This window comes from Serratia sp. OLAL2 (genome assembly GCF_002752475.1).
GTDB classification, from domain to species: Bacteria; Pseudomonadota; Gammaproteobacteria; order Enterobacterales; family Enterobacteriaceae; genus Serratia; species Serratia bockelmannii.
The window spans coordinates 233897-253268 of sequence record NZ_MSTL01000020.1; the positions used below are offsets into that span (position 1 = coordinate 233897).

Below are 19372 nucleotides of genomic sequence, written 5' to 3' on the forward strand. Positions count from 1 at the left end.
GCCGGCAAACCGGCCCTCTGTGGGATTACTGCTTCAGCTTCAGAGTGGAGATGATGCCTTCGGCTTCGGTCTGCGCCTGCTGCTGATTGTCTGCCGGCAGCGTTACCTGGATGGTCAGCATGTTGTTGTTCAGCGAACCGATCAGGACGGAAGAATAAGCCTTTTCACCGCCGCTGGTGATGATGCTGTCCAGCTGACGCAGCGGCACGCCGTTGACGTCGAGCGCCTTGTTGGTGATCACCTGCAGGTTGGCGTCACGCGCGCGCTGGGTATTCTCCAGGCGTTTGGCCAGGGTCTCCAGGCTGTCGGCGGTCTTGTCGCCCAAGATGACGATCACCGCGCGCTGGCCGGTGCTGTCTGCGTAAACATGCATGTTGTTAGCCTGGTTGCCCAGCTTGCCGCTCTGATCCGCCATGCCGACCGGCAGGGTGAACGCCAGTTTACCGTCCAGCAGGCTTACCTGCTGCCCGGCCGGCGCGCTGGCCGCCGCGCCGTCTGGCGCTGCCTTGGTGTCTTTGGTGTTGCCGTCGCAGGCCGCGAGGCCAAGCGCCAGCAGGCTGATACCCATCAATTTCGCTACTTTACGCATCGGGCTTCCTTCTTCCTTTCCGGTAGGGATTTACTGTCGTATCGCAACCTATTCCAGGTTGAAATGCAAGGCAGATGTTGTCACAAGTTTTTTTCCAGTAATAGCCGATAATCAGCCACTTCGCCTTTCTTTTCCAGTTGAACAATCTGATAGTGGTGGGTGAGCAGCATCGTCAGCATGGCGCGGAACCGGTTACAGGTTTTGACCGTCAGTTGGCGATAGCCCTGCGCCCGTGCCCAGCGTTCCTGTTCGGCCAACAAGGCCTGCGCCACGCCGTGGCGACGGAATGCCGGCAGCACGCCACCCAGCCAGCTGTAAAACACCGTTTCCTGCCGTTGATAACCGAGTTTGAAACCGGCCGGCTGCCCGTCTATCTCGGCGATCAACAGGCTGGCGGGGGCGGTGCCGATACGCTGCTGCAGATCGGCCAGGCTATGCAGGCCGCCGAATTCGGGGATGCGTTGATAAAGGCGGTGGATTTCTTCGAGCGTGGCGGTGCGGACGATTGGGGTCATGAGCGGCCTCCAAGGATAAGGCCGCCCAGAATAGCATGGCTCAGCTCGGCTGCAGGCTGCCGCTGCGCGCCGCGATGCGTTTGAGCAGCATGTTCAGCAACACGCCGTACATCGGCAAGAAGAACAGCAGGCAGATCATCACCTTGAAGCTGTAATCCACCAGCGCAATCTCCACCCAGTTGTTGGCCATGAAGGGATCGCTGCTCTTGTAGAAGGCGATGAAGAAGAACGCCAGCGTATCGCTGATGTTGCCGAGGAACATCGCCGCCGCCGGCGCCACCCACCAGGCGCTGCGTTGGCGCAGACGGTTAAAGACGTGTACGTCGAGGATCTGGCCGAGCACATAGGCCATAAAGCTGGCCACGGCGATGCGCGCCACGAACAGGTTAAAACTGCTCAGCGCCGCGAAGCCCTGCCATTCTCCCTGATAGGTGACGGTGGAGATCACATAAGAGATGAACAGCGCCGGCACCATCACCGCCAGGATGATGCGTCGCGCCAGCGGCGCGCCGAAGATGCGCACGGTCAGATCGGTCGCCAGGAAGATAAACGGGAAGGTAAAGGCGCCCCAGGTGGTATGGAAGCCGAAAACGGTGATCGGCAGCTGCACCAGGTAGTTGCTGGAGGTAATGATGGCGATATGAAACAGCGAAAGCCAGACCAACGCCGTGAAGCGCTGCTGTGCGGTAAACGAATACATGTTGTAGCCTTTTTAGCAGTGGGGTGAGGGAACCCAGTGTGTCTTGTCAAAACAGCAAAAAACGCTGCGCGGCGGCATGATACGCGTTTGCGCAACCAATGCAATGGTTAAATTTAACGCAAACGTTAACGCATCTTGCGCAGAAAAACTACCGGCGTAAACTAGGCGCTAATGAGATGCGGCGAGCGTTCGCCGATCGTTTTGAACGAGAAAAATTGCATGACTGACTTATTTGCCCAGGCAGACCAGACGCTCGACGCGCTGGGGCTGCGTTGCCCAGAACCGGTGATGATGGTGCGTAAAACCGTGCGCCATATGGACAACGGCGAAACGCTGCTGATTATTGCCGACGATCCGGCTACCACCCGCGATATCCCGGGGTTCTGCCGCTTTATGGAGCATACGCTGGTGGCGCAGGAGACCGAGCAGGCGCCATACCGTTATCTGCTGCGTAAAGGCGTATAACGGCGGCGCGGCCGAGTTAAAAGTTCCTTCCCCCAAATGACAACGGGCGCGGTATGCCGCGCCCGTGTTTGTTTCAGAGCTTAGCTGCGCTTTCTCAACAGCCGCAGCGCGTTGGCGGTGACCAGCGCGGTGGCGCCGGAGTCGGCCAGCACCGCCAGCCACAGCCCGGTTAACCCCAGCAGGCTGGTGATCAGGAAGACCCCTTTCAACCCCAGCGCGATGGTGATGTTTTGCCGGATATTGGCGTGGGTGGCGCGCGAGATGCGGATCATTTCCGCGACGCCCACCAGTCGGTTGTGGGTCAGGGCGGCGTCGGCGGTCTCCAGCGCCACGTCGGTGCCGCTGCCCATGGCGATGCCGATGTTGGAGGCTTTCATCGCCGGGGCGTCGTTGATGCCGTCGCCGATCATCGCCGTCGGGCGCAGTTCGCTCAGTTCGGTGACCGCGCTGACCTTATCTTCCGGCAACAGACCGGCACGATAGTCGAGGCCCAGCTCGCCGGCGATCGCCGCGGCGGCGCGCGGGTTATCCCCGGTCAGCATCACGCCGCGAATACCCAGCGCGTTCAGTTCGGCTATCGCCTGTTTGGCGTCGCTGCGTAGCGTATCACGCAGCGCCAGCAAGCCGATGGGCGCGCCGTCTTCCAGCACCACCACCGCCGTTTTACCGGCGTTTTCCAGCTTGTCTACCTGGCTCTGCCATTGTGTGGCGAGCAGGCCCGGCGCCAGCTTGCCCGGCGCACTGATCAGCACGGTCTTGCCGTCCACGATCCCTTCCACACCGACGCCGGCCAGCGCGCGGCGCGCCTGCGCCAGCGGCAGCTCAGCCCCGCTTGCGGCGGCGCGGTTGATGATCGCTTGCGCCAGCGGGTGATGTGAACCGGCCTCTACCGCGGCGGCAAGCTGCAACAGCCGTTGTTCGGTCAGCGCGCCGATGGGCAGCACGTCGGTGACCGTCGGCTTGCCTTCGGTCAGGGTGCCGGTTTTATCGAAGGCGATGGTTTGAATCTGGCCCAGTTGCTCCAGCGCCGCGCCGCCTTTAATCAGCGCGCCGCGCCGCGTGGCGGCCGCCAGCCCGGATGTGATGGCCGCCGGCGTCGAGATCACCAGCGCGCATGGACAGCCGATCAGCAGCAGCGTCAGGCCGCGATAGATCCAGGTCTCCCACGGCTGCGAGAACAGCAGTGGCGGTACCAGGATCACCGCGACGGCCAGCAGCATAATGGCCGGGGTGTAATAGCGGCTGAAGCGATCGAGGAAGCGTTCGATCGGCGCGCGGCGTTCTTCGGCCTCTTCAATAAGCTGCAAAATGCGGTCGATGGCATTTTTGCCGGGCTCGGAAATCACCTTCATCTGTGCCGCCTGATCGACGGACAGGCTGCCGGCGGCCACTTTTTCCCCTTGTTGACGCTCGACCGGCACCGATTCGCCGGTCAGGGCGCTTTCGTCAAAGCTGGCGAACGGATTGAGCAGCTCGGCGTCGGCCGGCAGGCGCCCGCCGGGCGCGATTTCAATCACATCGCCAGGGCGCAGGCTGGCGACCGGCACGCGTTTGCGTTCCGTGCCTTGCAGCAGCAGCGCATCTTCCGGCACCAGCTCCATCAGCGCCTTCACCCCGCGCCGCGCACGGTTGGCGGCGTAGGATTCCAGCAGCTCGCCGACCATAAACAGCAGCAGCACCATCGCCGCCTCGGCGGTGGCGCCAATAAACAGCGCGCCGATGGCCGCCACGCTCATCAGCGTTTCGATGGCGAACGGCGTGCCGGAACGAATCAGACGCAGCGCCTTGGCGGCGACCGGCGCCAATCCGACCAGCGTGGTGGCGATAAAGGCGATGCGGCCCAGCTCCGGGTTAACCCGATCCAGCACCCAGCTGACGACCATCAGGGTGGTCAACAGCAGCAGCGGTGCGAATTCGCCGAAGCGTGAGGTTTTCGGCGCGGCGGCTTTGGCGGTCTGAGTGCCGAGCAGGGTAAAGCCGGCCTGGGCGACCGCGTCCTGGATCCGCAGGCTGATGTCGGACTGCGCGTCGACCACCAGTTTTTCAGTGGCGAACAATACGCGTGCGCTGTCAACGCCGGGGAGCGCGGTGACGGCATTTTCGATTTTCTTGGCGCAGCTGGGGCAGTCCATACCGGTGACTTTCCAGCTGAAACGTTGGCTGCCGGAAGGGGGAGCGGCGGCCAGCCTGTCGCTTTCCTCGTCCGGATCGTCGGGCGCGGTGGCGCAGCAGCCGCTATCGCCATGATCGTGATGATGGTGGGCGTGTTCGGCCTGTACGGCTGCGCTTTTCGGCTCACTGCTGCAGCCATGCTGCGTTTTGCTGTGGCTGTGGTTGCAGCCGCACCCGCCTTCGGCGTGGTGATGTTCCTGATGATTATGGTTTTGCTGATTGTGCATAACGTCCCCCTTCGGGCTGTTAAACGGGTTTGCTCAGCTGACTCTACACCCTGGAGTCCACTCCAGAGTCAAGCGCCGGATGAGAATTATTGCTAACGGCGTTCGGGCGTAGAAAAGGGGGATTCATTCAATAATGAATAATGCGAATTTAAATATATCGGCTTTTCTTATCCCCTATTTGGGCGAAAAGGCTCGCTGCCGTTAGTTTAAATAAGAAAATAATATTCCTATAGAAACTAAAAAATCGCCCGACCTAATAATAAAGAGTTATTAATCTATAACGCTTTAGCAAAATTTACCTTTTCCCCTGAGTAAAGCCAGCATGATTCGCTTGACTCTGCAGGCCGCGTTGCTATTGAAGTTTGGTGCCAACTTATCCTCATCAAGTTTCGTTTGCTTTGTAAAGACGCCTAAAAAGCAGCATAACAAACTTTCGTTGCGATAATAAATGGTTGATTATTTTATGTGCAGTTTTACGGTCCTGCCTATAATTGGAATCGATTACCATTTTTAATGGTGATCTTATTTGCTGATATATATGCATTAATTCTACCTAACACACTGCCGGTAACGGCGCATAAGCCCCTTCCAGCAAGCTTGAGGTTCATTAACCGTGGCTTACGGGGAGGTTATGTCTATCTGTCTGATTGATATCAATCAGGTAATGAGTGGAATCGAACCAATGCAATCTACTAAAAAGGCAATTGAAATTACTGAATCCAGCCTCGCGGCCGCCACAACCGGTTACGATGCTGTAGACGACCTGCTGCATTATCATGAGCGGGGTAACGGGATTCAGATTAATGGCAAGGATTCATTTTCTAACGAGCAAGCTGGGCTGTTTATTACCCGCGAGAACCAAACCTGGAACGGTTACAAGGTATTTGGCCAGCCGATCAAATTAACCTTCTCCTTCCCGGATTATAAGTTCTCTTCCACTAACGTCGCCGGCGACACCGGGCTGAGCAAGTTCAGCGCGGAACAGCAGCAGCAGGCTAAGCTGTCGCTGCAGTCCTGGGCCGACGTCGCCAATATCACCTTCACCGAAGTGGCGGCCGGACAAAAGGCCAATATCACCTTCGGCAACTACAGCCAGGATCGCCCCGGCCACTATGATTACGGCACCCAGGCCTACGCCTTCCTGCCGAACACCATTTGGCAGGGGCAGGATCTGGGGGGCCAGACCTGGTACAACGTCAACCAGTCCAACGTGAAGCATCCGGCAACCGAAGACTACGGCCGCCAGACGTTCACCCATGAAATTGGCCATGCGCTGGGTCTGAGCCATCCGGGCGATTACAACGCCGGTGAAGGCAACCCGACCTACCGCGACGCCACTTACGCGGAAGATACTCGTCAGTTCAGCCTGATGAGCTACTGGAGTGAAACCAACACCGGTGGCGACAACGGCGGTCATTACGCCGCGGCTCCGCTGCTGGATGACATTGCCGCCATTCAGCACCTGTATGGCGCCAACCTGTCGACCCGCACCGGCGACACCGTGTACGGCTTTAACTCCAACACCGGCCGTGACTTCCTCAGCACCACCAGCAACTCGCAAAAAGTGATCTTTGCGGCCTGGGATGCGGGCGGCAACGATACCTTCGACTTCTCCGGTTACACCGCCAACCAACGCATCAACCTGAACGAGAAGTCGTTCTCCGACGTGGGCGGCCTGAAGGGCAACGTTTCGATCGCCGCCGGTGTGACCATCGAGAACGCCATTGGCGGTTCCGGCAACGATGTGATCGTCGGCAACGCGGCCAACAACGTGCTGAAAGGCGGCGCGGGTAACGACGTGCTGTTCGGCGGCGGCGGGGCGGATGAGCTGTGGGGCGGTGCCGGTAAAGACATCTTCGTGTTCTCTGCCGCCAGCGATTCCGCACCGGGCGCTTCAGACTGGATCCGCGACTTCCAGAAAGGGATCGACAAGATTGATCTGTCGTTCTTCAACAAAGAGGCGCAGAGCAGCGACTTCATTCACTTCGTCGATCACTTCAGCGGCGCGGCCGGTGAAGCGCTGCTGAGCTACAACGCGTCCAACAACGTGACCGATTTGTCGGTGAACATCGGGGGTCATCAGGCGCCGGACTTCCTGGTGAAAATCGTCGGTCAGGTAGACGTCGCCACTGACTTTATCGTGTAACGCAGCAACGGAGCGCCCGGCGCAGTCTCGGCCGGGCGTGATGTGGGAGCCGGTATGAAAGGTACTTTAACGCGCGCCGCCCTTGCGGCGGGAGGCATGATGGTGACGAGTGCGGTGATGGCCGGCAGTCTGGCGCTGCCGACCGCGCAGTCGCTGGCGGGGCAATGGCAGGTAGCCGACAGCGAAAGGCAATGCCAAATCGAGTTTCTGGCCAATGAGCAAAGCGAGACCAACGGCTACCAGCTGGTGGATCGGCAGCGTTGTCTGCAAAGCGTATTTGCGGCCGAGGTGGTGGGCTGGCGCCCGGCGCCGGACGGCATCGCCCTGCTGCAGGCGGATGGCAGCACGCTGGCGTTCTTCTCGCGCGACGGCGATCTGTACCGCAATCAGCTGGGTGCGGGTGATGCCCTGACGTTGAAAGCGCTGGCTTGATGAAGAAACGGGTTCGGCGCGCCGAACCCGCGGCAGGTCTCTACAGGTAGAGCGAACGCACGATCAGGAAGTGGCCGGAAAAGTAACAGAAAGCCACGATGGCGTCCGCCGCGCGGAAGGTGAAGCGGTAGCGGTTGAGCAGCCAAACCACGTTGGCCAGCAGCAGCAGCGAGGTGCCGGTCAGCAGCGAGAAGCCGAAATCGGTGCTGCGCAGGAAATATTGCTCACCCGCCAGCCAGACCATCAGCAGCGTCATCGCCACATAGGTGACGATCGGCCAACGCATCTCTTCCAGCCGGGTCCAAAGGGCGGCCAGCAGCAATGCGCCGATCGCCAGCAGCGCCAGCGGCAGCGGCCAGAACAGACTGAACGTCATCTGGCTGGCGAAACTCAGGGTGTACAGCAAGTGGGACAGGAAAAAGGCGCCGATGGCGTACAGCACCCGCTCGCGCGGCAACAGAAGCAGCGCATCGCCGATCAGCGTTGCCAGCAGGCCGAGTACGATCAGATAACCCGCCGCGCTGAGCACCGGCGCCTGCCAGGCAAGCAGCAACAGCAGCAACAGCGTGACGGGTTTGAACACCCAACGCTGCCAGCGCGGCCCGCGGTAAGAGGCGTCGACGAACAGCCAACCGGAAAAGAATACGGCAAGGAACGGCCAACTCATTGATGTCATCCTTATGTAGGAGGGAGCCGCAACCACCGGCTCCAAACTGTCACCCATGTCACTTCTTATTTCAGTGTAGGTAGCCTGCCGACGATCGACAATGCTTTCTTGAGAATGCTATGTTTACGCCGATTTGGCCGTGAAGGAAATGGGAAACCGATGAGTAAGCCACCGTTATTTTTTGTCGCCGTCATTGCGTTGATCGCCGTGCTGGCCACGCAACGCTACTTCAAACAGCGCCAGCAGGAGACGGAAAACGATCGTGCGCCGATGCGCAGTCTGCAGGTGACGGTGAGCGACAAACGCGCGGTGCCGGTCACCAAGACCCGTGCGCCGCAGCGCGAGCCGTTGGTCAACGAGCCGATGTATTACGAGGTGGTGTTCAGCCCGAACCAGGGCGGTGAAGACATTACGCTGCGGCTGAAGCAATGGCAGTACAACCCGATAGAAAAAGGCGCGCACGGCACGTTAAACATGCAGGGCACGCGGTTCGTCTCGTTCACCGTTCAGCCGTAGCGGTCACTTTTTCTTGATGGGCGGCTGTTTCTTTTGCCAGGCCAGCAGCTCAAACACGCCAAAGATAAAGATCTTGGCCTCTTGCCAGTAGCTGATCGGCTGATCCTTCGGCTGGGTGGATTTCAACAGCACCAGCTGCAGGCCATGCATCACCACCATAAAAAACAGCGCCACGTCGATGAAATACTTCAGCGGCTTGGGAAACGGATGGAACAGGTTAGAGAGCAGGAAGCCCCATACGCACAGCATCAGCAGGCGGCCCAGATTAATCAGCATGGTCGGTTTTCTCTTTCGAACGAAGATAAAGGCGATAAGCCACCTGACCGGCGACCTTCTCCCGGTGCAACTGCCAGCTGGCAGGCACGTCCGCCGCGGCGCTTTCCGCCTCGGCTTCTACATAGATCCACGCCTCGTCGGCCAGCCAGCCACGCTGCTCCAGTAACAAGACGGTCTCCGCCAGCAGGCCTTTGCGAAACGGCGGATCGAGGAACACCACGTCAAACGGTTGACCGTCGCCCGCCAGCCAGCTCAACGCGTTGGTGTTGATAACCACCCCTTTGCCCTGCAGCAGCGCCAGATTTTTTTCCAGTTGCTGAGCCACCGGCCGTTCGAATTCCAGCAGCGTGGCGCTGCCGGCATAGCGCGACAGCGCTTCCAGCCCTAATGCGCCACTGCCGGCGAAGCAGTCCAGGCAGCGCGCGCCCTGAATCACCGGCGCCAGCCAGTTGAACAGGGTTTCACGCACCCGATCGGTGGTGGGGCGCAGCCCCGGGCTGTTTGGCACCGGGAGTTTGCGGCCGCGCCATTGGCCGCCGATGATGCGGATCTGTCCGGCTGCGGCCTGGGGCGGCTTTTTGGCCGCGGCCCGTGGCGAGAGTCTTGTCATAAGCGTTGTTTGATTTCTTTTGCGGCGCGGGGCCGCAGAGGTTAACGAAAAGTTGTCCCTATTCTACCGGTGACGGGCGTCGGGGGGAACGGTAAAACGTTGTTGTCTGATTTCACACCGGAAAGCATGCCGGATGCGTGTTGCTGCGCGAGGGAAAGTGATAGACTCGGCGGATTATTGTCAGCATATATCCTTCAGGTATGTAGGGTAAGCGAGCCTTCGGTACGGAGTAGAGTCATAACATGGCAAAAGATAAGAAACGTGGGTTTTTCTCCTGGCTGGGCTTTGGCCAGAAGGAAAAGGAAGAAGAGCAACAGCAACCTGAGCAGCCGGTAGAGCAGGCGGAACCTCAGGCCGCGGAGACGCCGGCTGAACCGGCCGCCGCCAAGCTGGATGACAAGCTCCCCGCCCAGGAATCTGAACCTGCCGCCTCCGTCGACACCCCGGGGGAGTGGGATAACGGTCAGGCCGGCGAGCAAATCGCGGAAAACCTGCCGGCGGCGGCTGAACATCCGGCGGCGCCGCAAGCGTTGGCTGAAGAGATCGTCAGCGTCACCGAGCAAGTGGTGGCGCAGCAGCAATCGGTGGTTGAACCTGAGCCGGTCGTCGAACCTGAGCCGGTCGTCGAGCCTGAGCTGGTCGTCGAGCCTGAGCCGGTCGTCGAGCCTGAGCCGGTCGTCGAACCTGAGCCGGTCGTCGAGCCTGAGCCGGTGGTTGAGTCCGAGCCGGTCGTCGAACCTGAGCCGGTCGTCGAGCCCGAGCCGGTGGTTGAGTCCGAGCCGGTCGCCGAACCTGAGCCGGTCGTCGAACCCGAGCCGGTGGTCGAGCCCGAGCCGGTGGTCGAGCCCGAGCCGGTGGTTGAACCCGAGCCGGTCGTCGAACCTGAGCCAATCGTCGAACCTGAACCGGAGCCGGAAGAAGCGCCGCTTGAACCTGTGGTGCCGGCCGCTGCGCAAGAGCAGGAACGCCCGACCAAAGAAGGCTTCTTCGCTCGCCTGAAACGCAGCCTGCTGAAGACTAAGCAAAACCTCGGTTCCGGCTTTATGGGGCTGTTCCGCGGTAAAAAGATCGACGACGACCTGTTCGACGAGCTGGAAGAACAGCTACTGATCGCCGACGTCGGCGTGGAGACCACGCGCAAGATCATCACCTCCCTGACTCAGCACGCCAGCCGCAAGCAGCTGAAAGACGCTGAAGCGCTGTACGGCAAGCTGAAGGAGGAAATGTCCGAAATTCTGGCCAAGGTCGATCAGCCGCTGGATGTCAGCGGGAAAACCCCGTATGTCATCCTGATGGTCGGCGTGAACGGCGTGGGTAAAACCACCACCATCGGCAAGCTGGCGCGTCAGTTCCAGGCGGAAGGTAAGTCGGTGATGCTGGCGGCGGGGGATACCTTCCGCGCCGCCGCGGTGGAGCAGCTGCAGGTGTGGGGCGAACGCAACCGCATTCCGGTGGTGGCGCAGCATACCGGCGCGGATTCCGCTTCGGTGATCTTCGATGCGGTGCAGGCCGCCAAGGCGCGCGGCATCGATGTGTTGATCGCCGATACCGCCGGCCGTCTGCAGAATAAATCGCACCTGATGGAAGAGCTGAAGAAGATCGTCCGCGTCATGAAAAAACTGGACGACCAGGCCCCCCATGAGGTTATGCTGACGCTCGATGCCAGCACCGGCCAGAATGCGGTCAGTCAGGCGAAATTATTTAATGAGGCCGTGGGCTTAACCGGCATCACGCTGACTAAACTGGACGGTACCGCCAAGGGCGGGGTGATCTTCGCCATCGCCGATCAGTTCGGTATCCCGATCCGCTATATCGGCGTCGGGGAAGGCATCGAAGATTTGCGGCCGTTTAAGGCTGACGATTTTATTGAGGCACTTTTTGCCCGAGAGGATTAATACGGATGATTCGCTTTGAACAGGTCAGTAAAGCTTATCTGGGCGGACGGCAAGCGCTGCAGGGGGTTGATTTCCATCTGCGCCCGGCGGAAATGGCGTTTCTGACCGGCCATTCCGGCGCGGGGAAAAGTACCCTGCTGAAACTGATTTGCGGTATCGAACGGCCCAGCGCCGGCCACATCTGGTTTGGCGGGCACGACATCAGCCGTTTGAAAAACCGCGAGGTGCCGTTCCTGCGTCGGCAGATCGGCATGATCTTCCAGGATCACCACCTGCTGCTGGATCGCACGGTGTATGACAACGTGGCGATGCCGCTGATCATCGCCGGCGCCAGCACCGAAGATATCCGCCGCCGCGTTTCCGCCGCGTTGGACAAAGTCGGTTTGCTGGATAAAGCGAAAAACTTCCCGATTCAGCTGTCCGGCGGTGAGCAGCAGCGCGTGGGCATCGCCCGTGCGGTGGTGAACAAGCCGGCGGTGCTGCTGGCGGATGAACCGACCGGTAACCTGGATGATGCGCTGTCGGAAGGCATTCTGCGCCTGTTTGAAGAATTCAACCGCGTCGGCGTGACCGTACTGATGGCGACGCACGACACCGGGCTTATCGCCCGTCGCAATTACCGCATCCTGACGCTGAGCCAGGGCCGCATGCAGGGGGGCGCTCACCATGGCCAATAACGCAAAAACCGCCAAGAGCAAGGCGCTGCGCGGCGGCTGGCGCGAACAGTGGCGTTACGCCTGGATGAACGCCATCAAAGACATGCTGCGCCAGCCGTTGGCGACGCTGCTGACGGTGATGGTGATCGCCATCTCCCTGACGCTGCCGAGCGTGTGCTACATCGTGTGGAAAAACGTCAGCACCGCGGCCAGCCAGTGGTACCCGACGCCGCAACTGACGGTCTACCTGGATAAATCGCTCGATGACGACGCGGCGCTGAAAGTGCTCGACGCCATCAAGGCGGAAGCCGGCGTGGAGAAGGTGAACTACCTGTCGCGTGAAGAAGCGCGCGGCGAGTTCCGTAACTGGTCGGGCTTTGGCGGCGCGCTGGACATGCTGGAAGAGAACCCGTTGCCGGCGGTGGCGATCGTCACGCCGAAGATGAGCTTCCAGAGTTCGGACACCCTCAACACCCTGCGCGATCGCGTAGCGGCGGTGCAGGGCGTGGAAGAAGTGCGTATGGATGACAGCTGGTTTGCCCGCCTGGCGGCGCTGACCGGGCTGGCGGGCCAGATCGCGGCGATCATCGGCGTGCTGATGATCGTGGCAGTGTTCCTGGTGATCGGCAACAGCGTGCGTCTGAGCATCTTCAGCCGTCGCGACACCATCAACGTGATGAAGCTGATCGGCGCCACCGACGGCTTTATTCTGCGGCCGTTCCTCAACGGCGGGGCGATGCTGGGTTTTGCCGGCGCGCTGTTGTCGCTGGTGCTCTCCGGCGCGCTGGTGTGGCAGCTGGAGTCGGTGGTCGTCGGGGTCGCCAAGGTATTCGGCACCACCTTCACCCTGCACGGGCTGGGCTGGGATGAGGCGCTGCTGCTGCTGATCATCTCCGCGATGATCGGCTGGATCGCCGCCTGGCTGGCGACGGTGCAACATTTACGCCGATTTACACCACAGTAAGATTTTTTTGGTATACTCTTCTCCTGCTGCTTTTGATCGCGTTGCGGGAGAAGAGTGACCTCAAGCGAAGTCAGCACCATCCCTCTCTTCTTAGCGCACAAATTCCCTATCGGCCTTCACCCTCGTCACGTATTGTCAGCGACAATGCTTGCAAAAAAGGGTGAACTTTTAGGGCGGAGTACGGTCAAAAATTGCAGCAAATGTTAAGGTGCCCGGCGTGTGGAACCGCTTTTGCTTCAGCAACTGCCGTAGAATCAATCATTTCCCCGCTGTAATAATCACCTGCATGATTTTGTATTCTCATAGAGAGGGTTTGAATGACCAAAGAAATGCAAACTTTAGCCTTAGTACCCCAAGGTAGCTTGGAAGCCTATATCCGGGCAGCCAACGCCTATCCGATGCTGACGGCAGAGGAAGAGCGGGAGCTGGCTGAACGGCTGCATTATCAGGGCGATCTGGATGCCGCTAAGCAGCTCATCCTGTCTCACCTGCGCTTTGTCGCTCATATTGCCCGCAACTATTCAGGCTATGGTCTGCCGCAGGCGGATCTGATTCAGGAAGGCAATATCGGCCTGATGAAAGCCGTTCGCCGCTTCAACCCGGAAGTCGGCGTGCGTCTGGTTTCCTTTGCGGTGCATTGGATTAAGGCGGAAATCCACGAGTACGTATTGCGCAACTGGCGCATCGTGAAAGTGGCGACCACCAAAGCGCAGCGCAAGCTGTTCTTTAACCTGCGCAAAACCAAACAGCGTTTGGGCTGGTTCAACCAGGACGAAGTGGAACTGGTGGCCCGCGAGCTGGGCGTAACCAGCAAAGACGTGCGCGAGATGGAATCTCGCATGGCGGCGCAGGACATGACGTTCGATCCGACTCCGGACGACGAGGCCCGCGATGGCCAGTCGATGGCGCCGGTGCTGTACCTGCAGGACAAAAGCTCGGACTTCGCCGAAGGCATCGAGGAAGATAACTGGGAAAGCAACGCCGCAGACAAACTGGCCTATGCGCTGGAAGGTCTGGACGAGCGCAGCCAGCATATCATCCGCGCCCGTTGGCTGGATGATGACAACAAATCGACGCTGCAGGAGCTGGCCGATCAGTACGGCGTTTCCGCCGAACGCGTGCGTCAGCTGGAAAAGAACGCCATGAAGAAACTCAAAATGGCGATCGAAGCCTGAGTCGATGCGAGATTCGATAAAAAAAGCCCGGCAAGCCGGGCTTTTTAGTGCCTGAAATTCGGCGTTATGGCGCCACGGCGGTGAAGTCCGGCGCCGGGCAGTCGTAGCCGAATTTCGCCGCCCACGGATAACGGGTGCCGGTGTTGATATAGCGCTGATAAAGCGCACGGCCGGATTTGGCATCACGCTTGATAACCCAGCTGGCAGCGTTACACAACACGGCGGCATAGGCCTGGCTCTTCGGCGGCAGCAGATCGGCCGCCTGTTGCGCCAGCCCCACCGCCTGCCAGCGATAGTGCAGGAAACGGTTGTCTTCCTCCGGTAGCGCCGCCTTGGCGCGCGCCGCTTCTGCGCTGTCGATCCAGCTTTTATGCTTCAGCTCGCGAGTATCGAACGCATCCCCCAGATAGGAATAGCCGGCGCCATAGATGGCGTAATCCGGCGTCATCTCATACCCGGTAAACTCCAGCCCCTGGGCGCGCAGCAGGTTGGCGGCGCGATAGTAAGCCTGCGCGCGCGTCAGCGGCGCGGCGGATTTGTCCTTGGCGGCCTTCAGTTCGTCGGCGAACTGCTGCGCCGCTTGCCGGTAGTTGGGGATATCGAAATAGGCCAGCGCTTCCGGCGCTCGTCCGGCGCGTATCAGCCGCCGCGCCAGCAGTTCGCGCAGCTGCACTTCCGGCGTGATCTGCTGGCCGCCGTAGTCGTCCGGATTAACCGGCTTGAGCGGCGTCGTCGGCGCCGGGGCGTGCTTATCGACAAAACCTTTCAACTCATCGACGGTCAGCACCCGCTCCGCCACGTCGGCCACGTCGGCCCAGTAGAGCGCTTTGCCGCGATACAGCAGGTCCATCGCCTGCAGATAGTCGCCGCGGTTCAGCGCCAGGATGGCCTGTTCGCCGGCCACCCGGCACTCGGGCACGATGGTTTCTGCGACGAAGTCGGCGTTGCGTTGTTCACCCCAGCTTTCGTCGGTGGGGAACGCGCTTGCCGCCTTGGCGTAGGCGGCAGTGGCGGCTTTCACGTCGCCGTCGCGCAGCGCCATTTTCGCGCGCAGCCACCACGCCAGGCCGCTGTCGCCGGCGTTTTTCAGCAGGCTCGCCGCCATCGGGTACTGCCCCGAACGGTAAGCCAACGCCGCCAGCCGATCGCTGCCGGCGAAGCCGCTTTTCACTGAGCCGTCCAGCAGCGTCAGGATCTGGCTGATGATCTGGGCGGAGCGGCCGTTGCCGTCGGTATCCGCCATTTGCAGGTTGCCGCTGCGCGCGAACAGCTCAATGGTCACCAACTGCTGGATCAACGGATCGCCGATAATCTGTTTCAGCGTGTCCAAATGGTCGGGGTTGACCAGGAGGCTGGAGACGTACTGCAGCGACTGCCCGCCGCTCGGATCGCCCTGCGCCGCCTGTTGCGCATAGAGGTGGGCGGCGGGGGCGACGTCACCCAGCCACAGGTGGATGCGCGCCTGCTGCCCAAGGCTGCTCAGCGCCAACTGATCGGGATCGGCGGCGCCGCTTTTCACCCGGTCGATCACCTGCTGGAATGCCGTCAGCGCCTGTTCAAGTTCGGCTTTAGGCGGATGCTCGGCGGCGGGAACCGCTTCACCGGATTCATTCACCGGTGTACCGTGGTCAGCCATCAGGACGCGGCCAAGCGAATACTGCGCCCGCAGTCCCCAGTCGCTCTGCTCGGCGGCCGGTAGCTTCAGCACCTGCTGGAAATAGTCTGTGGCGCGCGGATCGTGGCTGGCGAAAGCGACGGCGCCCAGTTGATAGAGACGCGCGGCGTTGGACAACCCCTGCGCATTGACGGCGTCAGCCTCTTCCACCGTTTTGGCTGCGCGCATTTTACCGATCGCGATCGTTTCCGGCGATTGCGGCATCGGTTTCGGCGGCATCGGCGGCGGCGGGGCTTGCCAGTGCGGCAACTGTTTATCCATCGGCACCAGCCGGCCGGCTTCGAAGGCGAAATTGCCCTCCGGCATATACAGCAGGGTGCCGTTGCGGTCGATCAGCAGCCGGTTAGGAAAATCCGGGCCGCAGGCATAGCCGTTCAGCGGCAGCGCCAGCGCGGCGCCGATCAGCATGGCCAGCGGAAGAAGGCGGCGGGTATTCCGTGCCGCGCGCGAATCAAGGTGTGACAAGGGTGCCTCCTGGCGTCAGTTGTTGGCAGCGCAGCCAGCCCAACGGCCGGGATTGCCCGGCGCGCAGTTGGTCGCTGCTGATGCGAATAAAGCGTTGCTGTTGCGGTGCGGATTCCAGCCGGTAGTGGCCGACCGCGTCCGCCGCCAGGCAGTCGTCGGCGCGGATGACCACCTCTTGCGGCAGCGGGGCATCCACCGGCCCGTTGTTGTGAATTATCAGATCATACAGCCCGTTTTGCTGTGGCTGGGGCCTAAATTTTACTTGCCAGTCGACATTCAGCGGCCGCCGTTCGATCACTGCTCGCAGCGTGGCGAGCGACCAGGCGCGCCGATCGTCCGCCAGCGGCAGTCGGAACCAGATAATGCCGCGCAGCCGGGGCGGCGTTTGCTGCGCCAGCGTTTGCAGAAAATCGGCGATCTGCTGCGGCGCGACCGTCAGCTCACGGCCGTTGCCCGCCACGCGCAGCGAGGATTCGCTCTCCACCTGCGCGCCCTGCGCATCAAACCCCAGCAGCGCCATGCCGTAGGCCGGCAGCGCGACGCGAAACGGCTTCGGTGTGACGGCAGCGTACTGCCGCACCCAGCGCAGCACCAAGGGGCCGTCAAACAGCCCCTGCTGCGGCGAGAGCACCGCATGCACCTGCAGGACGGAACTGTCGGCCTGTTGCAGTACGCCGGGCAGGTTGGGTGAGCCGATCCAGGCCGGCAGGGCGGTGATGCCGAGTTGCAAAGCGGCGGGCAGCCGTTGGCGCAGCCGCTGCAGAAAGCGTTGGTAGTCCGGCAGGCGGGCGGTGGCGGCATCATGATCGATCTCGATGCCGGTGACGGGCAGCCCGGCCGCCTGCCAGCGCTGGGTGAGCGCCAGCAGGCGCTGGATAATGGCCTCTTGATCCAGCTGCGGCAGTTGGCCGTCGAGGCGGGCTACCAGCCAGAGTGGGTGGCCGTCCTGCTTCAGCAGGCTGAGATCGGCCGGGATTTCCCGCCAGCCTTCACGCGGATGCACCTGCAGCGCCAGCACCCGCAGCCCGGTAAACAGATCGCGGCTGTGCGCCAGCGCATCGGCGTGCTGCGGCGTCCAAACCCGCTGCCAGACATAAACCTGCTGATCCCAGCCTGAGGCCTGGCGCAGCGCCTGCTGGCGCCCGGCGAACCAGGCCGCCAACCCCAGCGCAATCAAAACCAGCGCCGCCAGCCGGCGCTTCATTTTTGCCAGAGATCGCCTTGCGGTGCGAAGCCGCAGGCGCGCATGAAGTTATCGACTTCCCCACGTTCACGCGGCGCCAGGCCGGCGGTCGACAGCTGCCACTGGGCGACCTGCGGCAGCTGACGCTGTGCATCCTGCACCAGATAAAGACCGACGCCGCGGCGGCGCGTCACTTCGCGTACCAGCAGATCCTGCAGCTCGGCGCGGTCGTCCTGCAGCGCAATTTTCACCGCACCCAGCAGACGCTCGTTGAAGCGGGCGGCAAACAGCGCCTTGTCGTCGCTCAGCCAGCCTTGCCACTGTTCCGGCTGCTGGTGCGGCCAAATTTTACCGAGGTCGATAAGGTCTTGCGGGGACAGCGCGGTTAGGCGCTCGATGGTCAGTTTCATGCAGAATTTCCGCGCAGCTAAATGATGTCGACAGTGTAATAGATCTTGTGCAGAGCGTTGTGTAAGTTTTTCTGTACGATTACTGTGCAATATGTTTTTTGCACGGGGCATTTTCCGAGTAAATAGTTAGTAAACGGATTGTTAACCAGCACAACGCACTACGCCTAAAGGTAAAGAGCGCAGATTTAATTCGAATTTTATCCTGTTTACACCGCTTGTTTCTGCCAGATGAAGTTGATTTGCAGAAGAAAATTCCTGTTTAATGGCATGAAAAATAAAGTCTTATTAGAAAATAATGCCGACAAAACGCCTAAATCATTATTACTTATAACAAAAGCGGTCAATAACGATCGGGCGCAGGCAAACACAACAGGTACGTTCACAACGACAGATGGGGATTTGCGGATGAAATTAACAACAGGTAAGGCACTGCTGGCGGGTTGTATTGCGATGGCCATGAGCCAGGCGGCCATGGCGAAAGACATCAAGGTGGCGATCGTCGGGGCAATGTCCGGCCCGGTCGCGCAGTATGGCGACATGGAGTTTACCGGCGCGCGCCAGGCGATTGCCGACATTAACGCCAAGGGCGGCATCAAGGGCGACAAGCTGGTCGGCGTGGAATACGACGACGCCTGCGACCCGAAACAGGCAGTTGCGGTCGCCAACAAGGTGATCAACGACGGCATTCGCTACGTGATCGGCCACCTGTGCTCCTCATCCACCCAGCCGGCGTCCGATATCTATGAAGACGAAGGCGTGATCATGATTACCCCGGCGGCCACCAACGCGGATCTGACTACCCGTGGCTACAAGATGATCCTGCGCACCACCGGCCTGGATTCGGATCAGGGCCCGACCGCCGCCAAATACATCCTCGGCGACATCAAGCCGAAGCGCATCGCCGTGGTGCACGACAAGCAGCAATACGGCGAAGGCCTGGCGCGCTCGGTGCGCGACAGCCTGAAAAAACAGGGCACCGAAGTGGCGATGTTCGAAGGCATCACCGCCGGCGACAAAGACTTCTCCACCTTGGTGGCGCGCCTGAAGAAAGAAAATATCGACTTCGTGTACTTCGGCGGTTACTACCCGGAAATGGGCCAGATCCTGCGTCAGGCCAAGCAGGCCGGGTTGACCACTCGCTTCATGGGGCCGGAAGGCGTGGGCAACTCCTCGCTGTCCAACATCGCCGGCGCCGCCTCGGAAGGCATGCTGGTGACGCTGCCGAAACGCTACGATCAGGTGCCTGCCAACCAGCCGATCGTCGATGCGCTGAAAGCCAAGAAGCTGGATCCGACCGGCCCGTTCGTCTGGACCACCTATGCTGCGCTGCAGTCGCTGACCACCGGCATGGAGCGCAGCGGCAGCCAGGAGCCGGCGGACATCGTCAAGGATCTGAAAACCGGCAAGCCGGTGGAGACCGTGATGGGGCCGCTGACCTGGGATGACAAGGGCGATCTGAAAGGCTTCGAGTTCGGCGTGTTCGAATGGCATGCCAACGGCACGTCCACACCGATCAAATAAGCCATAATGATTAGGGTGGGGCGCAGCCCGCTGCGCCCGGCGGGTCGGCTTGCCGGCCCCGTCTCCCTTTACCCGCCGGTTCTCCGCCGGCGGGTTTCGCAGCCAAGGGTTCA

General features: G+C 60.7%; 19 protein-coding genes. 9 read left to right on the forward strand and 10 right to left on the reverse strand.

What is annotated here, in order from left to right; genetic code table 11:
- Nucleotides 1–25 precede the first annotated feature (25 nt).
- The 3 genes from BVU99_RS22965 to BVU99_RS22975 all read right to left on the reverse strand — a co-directional run bounded on the left by BVU99_RS22965 (nucleotide 26) and on the right by BVU99_RS22975 (nucleotide 1804).
- A complete protein-coding gene (locus BVU99_RS22965; protein WP_025304887.1) occupies nucleotides 26–589 on the reverse strand; it encodes a DcrB family lipoprotein in 564 nt (187 codons plus the stop codon).
- A gap of 80 nt (nucleotides 590–669) precedes the next feature.
- Nucleotides 670–1104: a GNAT family N-acetyltransferase gene (locus tag BVU99_RS22970; protein ID WP_099816938.1), complete on the reverse strand. Its 435-nt coding sequence runs from the start codon at nucleotides 1102–1104 to the stop codon at nucleotides 670–672.
- Between the two features lie 40 nt (nucleotides 1105–1144).
- Nucleotides 1145–1804 (reverse strand): 7-cyano-7-deazaguanine/7-aminomethyl-7-deazaguanine transporter, encoded by a 660-nt coding sequence (locus BVU99_RS22975; protein WP_025304889.1) that lies wholly within the window; start codon nucleotides 1802–1804, stop codon nucleotides 1145–1147.
- 219 nt (nucleotides 1805–2023) lie between these two features.
- On the opposite strand from BVU99_RS22975, the gene tusA reads away from it, so the two are divergent.
- Complete coding sequence (tusA, locus tag BVU99_RS22980) at nucleotides 2024–2269, forward strand: sulfurtransferase TusA (RefSeq protein ID WP_025304890.1); 246 nt, start codon at nucleotides 2024–2026, stop codon at nucleotides 2267–2269.
- A gap of 80 nt (nucleotides 2270–2349) precedes the next feature.
- Here tusA and BVU99_RS22985 read toward each other — a convergent pair whose 3' ends face one another.
- Nucleotides 2350–4668, reverse strand: a complete 2319-nt coding sequence (locus BVU99_RS22985; protein WP_099816939.1) for a zinc/cadmium/mercury/lead-transporting ATPase — start codon at nucleotides 4666–4668, stop codon at nucleotides 2350–2352.
- A 682-nt stretch (nucleotides 4669–5350) separates the two neighbouring features.
- Between BVU99_RS22985 and BVU99_RS22990 the strand changes: the two genes are divergently transcribed.
- Complete coding sequence (locus tag BVU99_RS22990; protein WP_099816940.1) at nucleotides 5351–6814, forward strand: serralysin family metalloprotease; 1464 nt, start codon at nucleotides 5351–5353, stop codon at nucleotides 6812–6814.
- Between the two features lie 54 nt (nucleotides 6815–6868).
- Nucleotides 6869–7246 (forward strand): AprI/Inh family metalloprotease inhibitor, encoded by a 378-nt coding sequence (locus tag BVU99_RS22995; RefSeq protein WP_025304893.1) that lies wholly within the window; start codon nucleotides 6869–6871, stop codon nucleotides 7244–7246.
- A gap of 40 nt (nucleotides 7247–7286) precedes the next feature.
- On the opposite strand, the gene BVU99_RS23000 is transcribed toward BVU99_RS22995, so the two are convergent.
- Nucleotides 7287–7913, reverse strand: a complete 627-nt coding sequence (locus tag BVU99_RS23000; protein ID WP_033644998.1) for a lysoplasmalogenase — start codon at nucleotides 7911–7913, stop codon at nucleotides 7287–7289.
- A gap of 159 nt (nucleotides 7914–8072) precedes the next feature.
- On the opposite strand from BVU99_RS23000, the gene BVU99_RS23005 reads away from it, so the two are divergent.
- Nucleotides 8073–8429: a DUF2500 domain-containing protein gene (locus BVU99_RS23005; RefSeq protein WP_099816941.1), complete on the forward strand. Its 357-nt coding sequence runs from the start codon at nucleotides 8073–8075 to the stop codon at nucleotides 8427–8429.
- Between the two features lie 3 nt (nucleotides 8430–8432).
- On the opposite strand, the gene BVU99_RS23010 is transcribed toward BVU99_RS23005, so the two are convergent.
- Complete coding sequence (locus tag BVU99_RS23010; protein WP_004934327.1) at nucleotides 8433–8705, reverse strand: DUF1145 family protein; 273 nt, start codon at nucleotides 8703–8705, stop codon at nucleotides 8433–8435.
- The gene (rsmD, locus tag BVU99_RS23015; protein WP_025304896.1) at nucleotides 8695–9315 is read right to left on the reverse strand and encodes a 16S rRNA (guanine(966)-N(2))-methyltransferase; all 621 of its coding nucleotides are present in this window, start codon (nucleotides 9313–9315) and stop codon (nucleotides 8695–8697) included. Before rsmD ends, BVU99_RS23010 begins: the two co-directional genes overlap by 11 nt.
- A gap of 242 nt (nucleotides 9316–9557) precedes the next feature.
- On the opposite strand from rsmD, the gene ftsY reads away from it, so the two are divergent.
- From ftsY to rpoH, 4 genes are all read left to right on the forward strand, one after another.
- Entirely contained in the window at nucleotides 9558–11210 is a 1653-nt protein-coding gene (gene ftsY / locus BVU99_RS23020; RefSeq protein ID WP_099816942.1) for a signal recognition particle-docking protein FtsY, read from the forward strand.
- 5 nt (nucleotides 11211–11215) lie between these two features.
- A complete protein-coding gene (gene ftsE, locus BVU99_RS23025) occupies nucleotides 11216–11887 on the forward strand; it encodes a cell division ATP-binding protein FtsE (RefSeq protein WP_004934337.1) in 672 nt (223 codons plus the stop codon).
- Nucleotides 11877–12830, forward strand: coding sequence for a permease-like cell division protein FtsX (gene ftsX, locus BVU99_RS23030; RefSeq protein WP_025304898.1), 954 nt, complete (start codon nucleotides 11877–11879; stop codon nucleotides 12828–12830). Before ftsE ends, ftsX begins: the two co-directional genes overlap by 11 nt.
- Before the next feature lie 317 nt (nucleotides 12831–13147).
- Nucleotides 13148–14005, forward strand: coding sequence for an RNA polymerase sigma factor RpoH (gene rpoH, locus BVU99_RS23035; protein WP_004934345.1), 858 nt, complete (start codon nucleotides 13148–13150; stop codon nucleotides 14003–14005).
- Nucleotides 14006–14069: 64 nt separating this feature from the next.
- On the opposite strand, the gene BVU99_RS23040 is transcribed toward rpoH, so the two are convergent.
- The 3 genes from BVU99_RS23040 to panM are packed head-to-tail and all read right to left on the reverse strand — an operon-like array spanning nucleotide 14070 to nucleotide 17738.
- On the reverse strand, nucleotides 14070–16145 hold the full coding sequence (locus BVU99_RS23040; RefSeq protein WP_099816943.1) for a hypothetical protein: 2076 nt from the start codon (nucleotides 16143–16145) through the stop codon (nucleotides 14070–14072).
- On the reverse strand, nucleotides 16132–17349 hold the full coding sequence (locus tag BVU99_RS23045) for a DUF3142 domain-containing protein (RefSeq protein ID WP_099816944.1): 1218 nt from the start codon (nucleotides 17347–17349) through the stop codon (nucleotides 16132–16134). Before BVU99_RS23045 ends, BVU99_RS23040 begins: the two co-directional genes overlap by 14 nt.
- Nucleotides 17346–17738: an aspartate 1-decarboxylase autocleavage activator PanM gene (gene panM, locus BVU99_RS23050; protein ID WP_025304901.1), complete on the reverse strand. Its 393-nt coding sequence runs from the start codon at nucleotides 17736–17738 to the stop codon at nucleotides 17346–17348. The genes BVU99_RS23045 and panM overlap by 4 nt, the downstream gene beginning before the upstream one ends.
- 405 nt (nucleotides 17739–18143) lie before the next feature.
- On the opposite strand from panM, the gene BVU99_RS23055 reads away from it, so the two are divergent.
- A complete protein-coding gene (locus BVU99_RS23055; protein ID WP_099816945.1) occupies nucleotides 18144–19259 on the forward strand; it encodes a branched-chain amino acid ABC transporter substrate-binding protein in 1116 nt (371 codons plus the stop codon).
- Nucleotides 19260–19372: the final 113 nt, after the last annotated feature.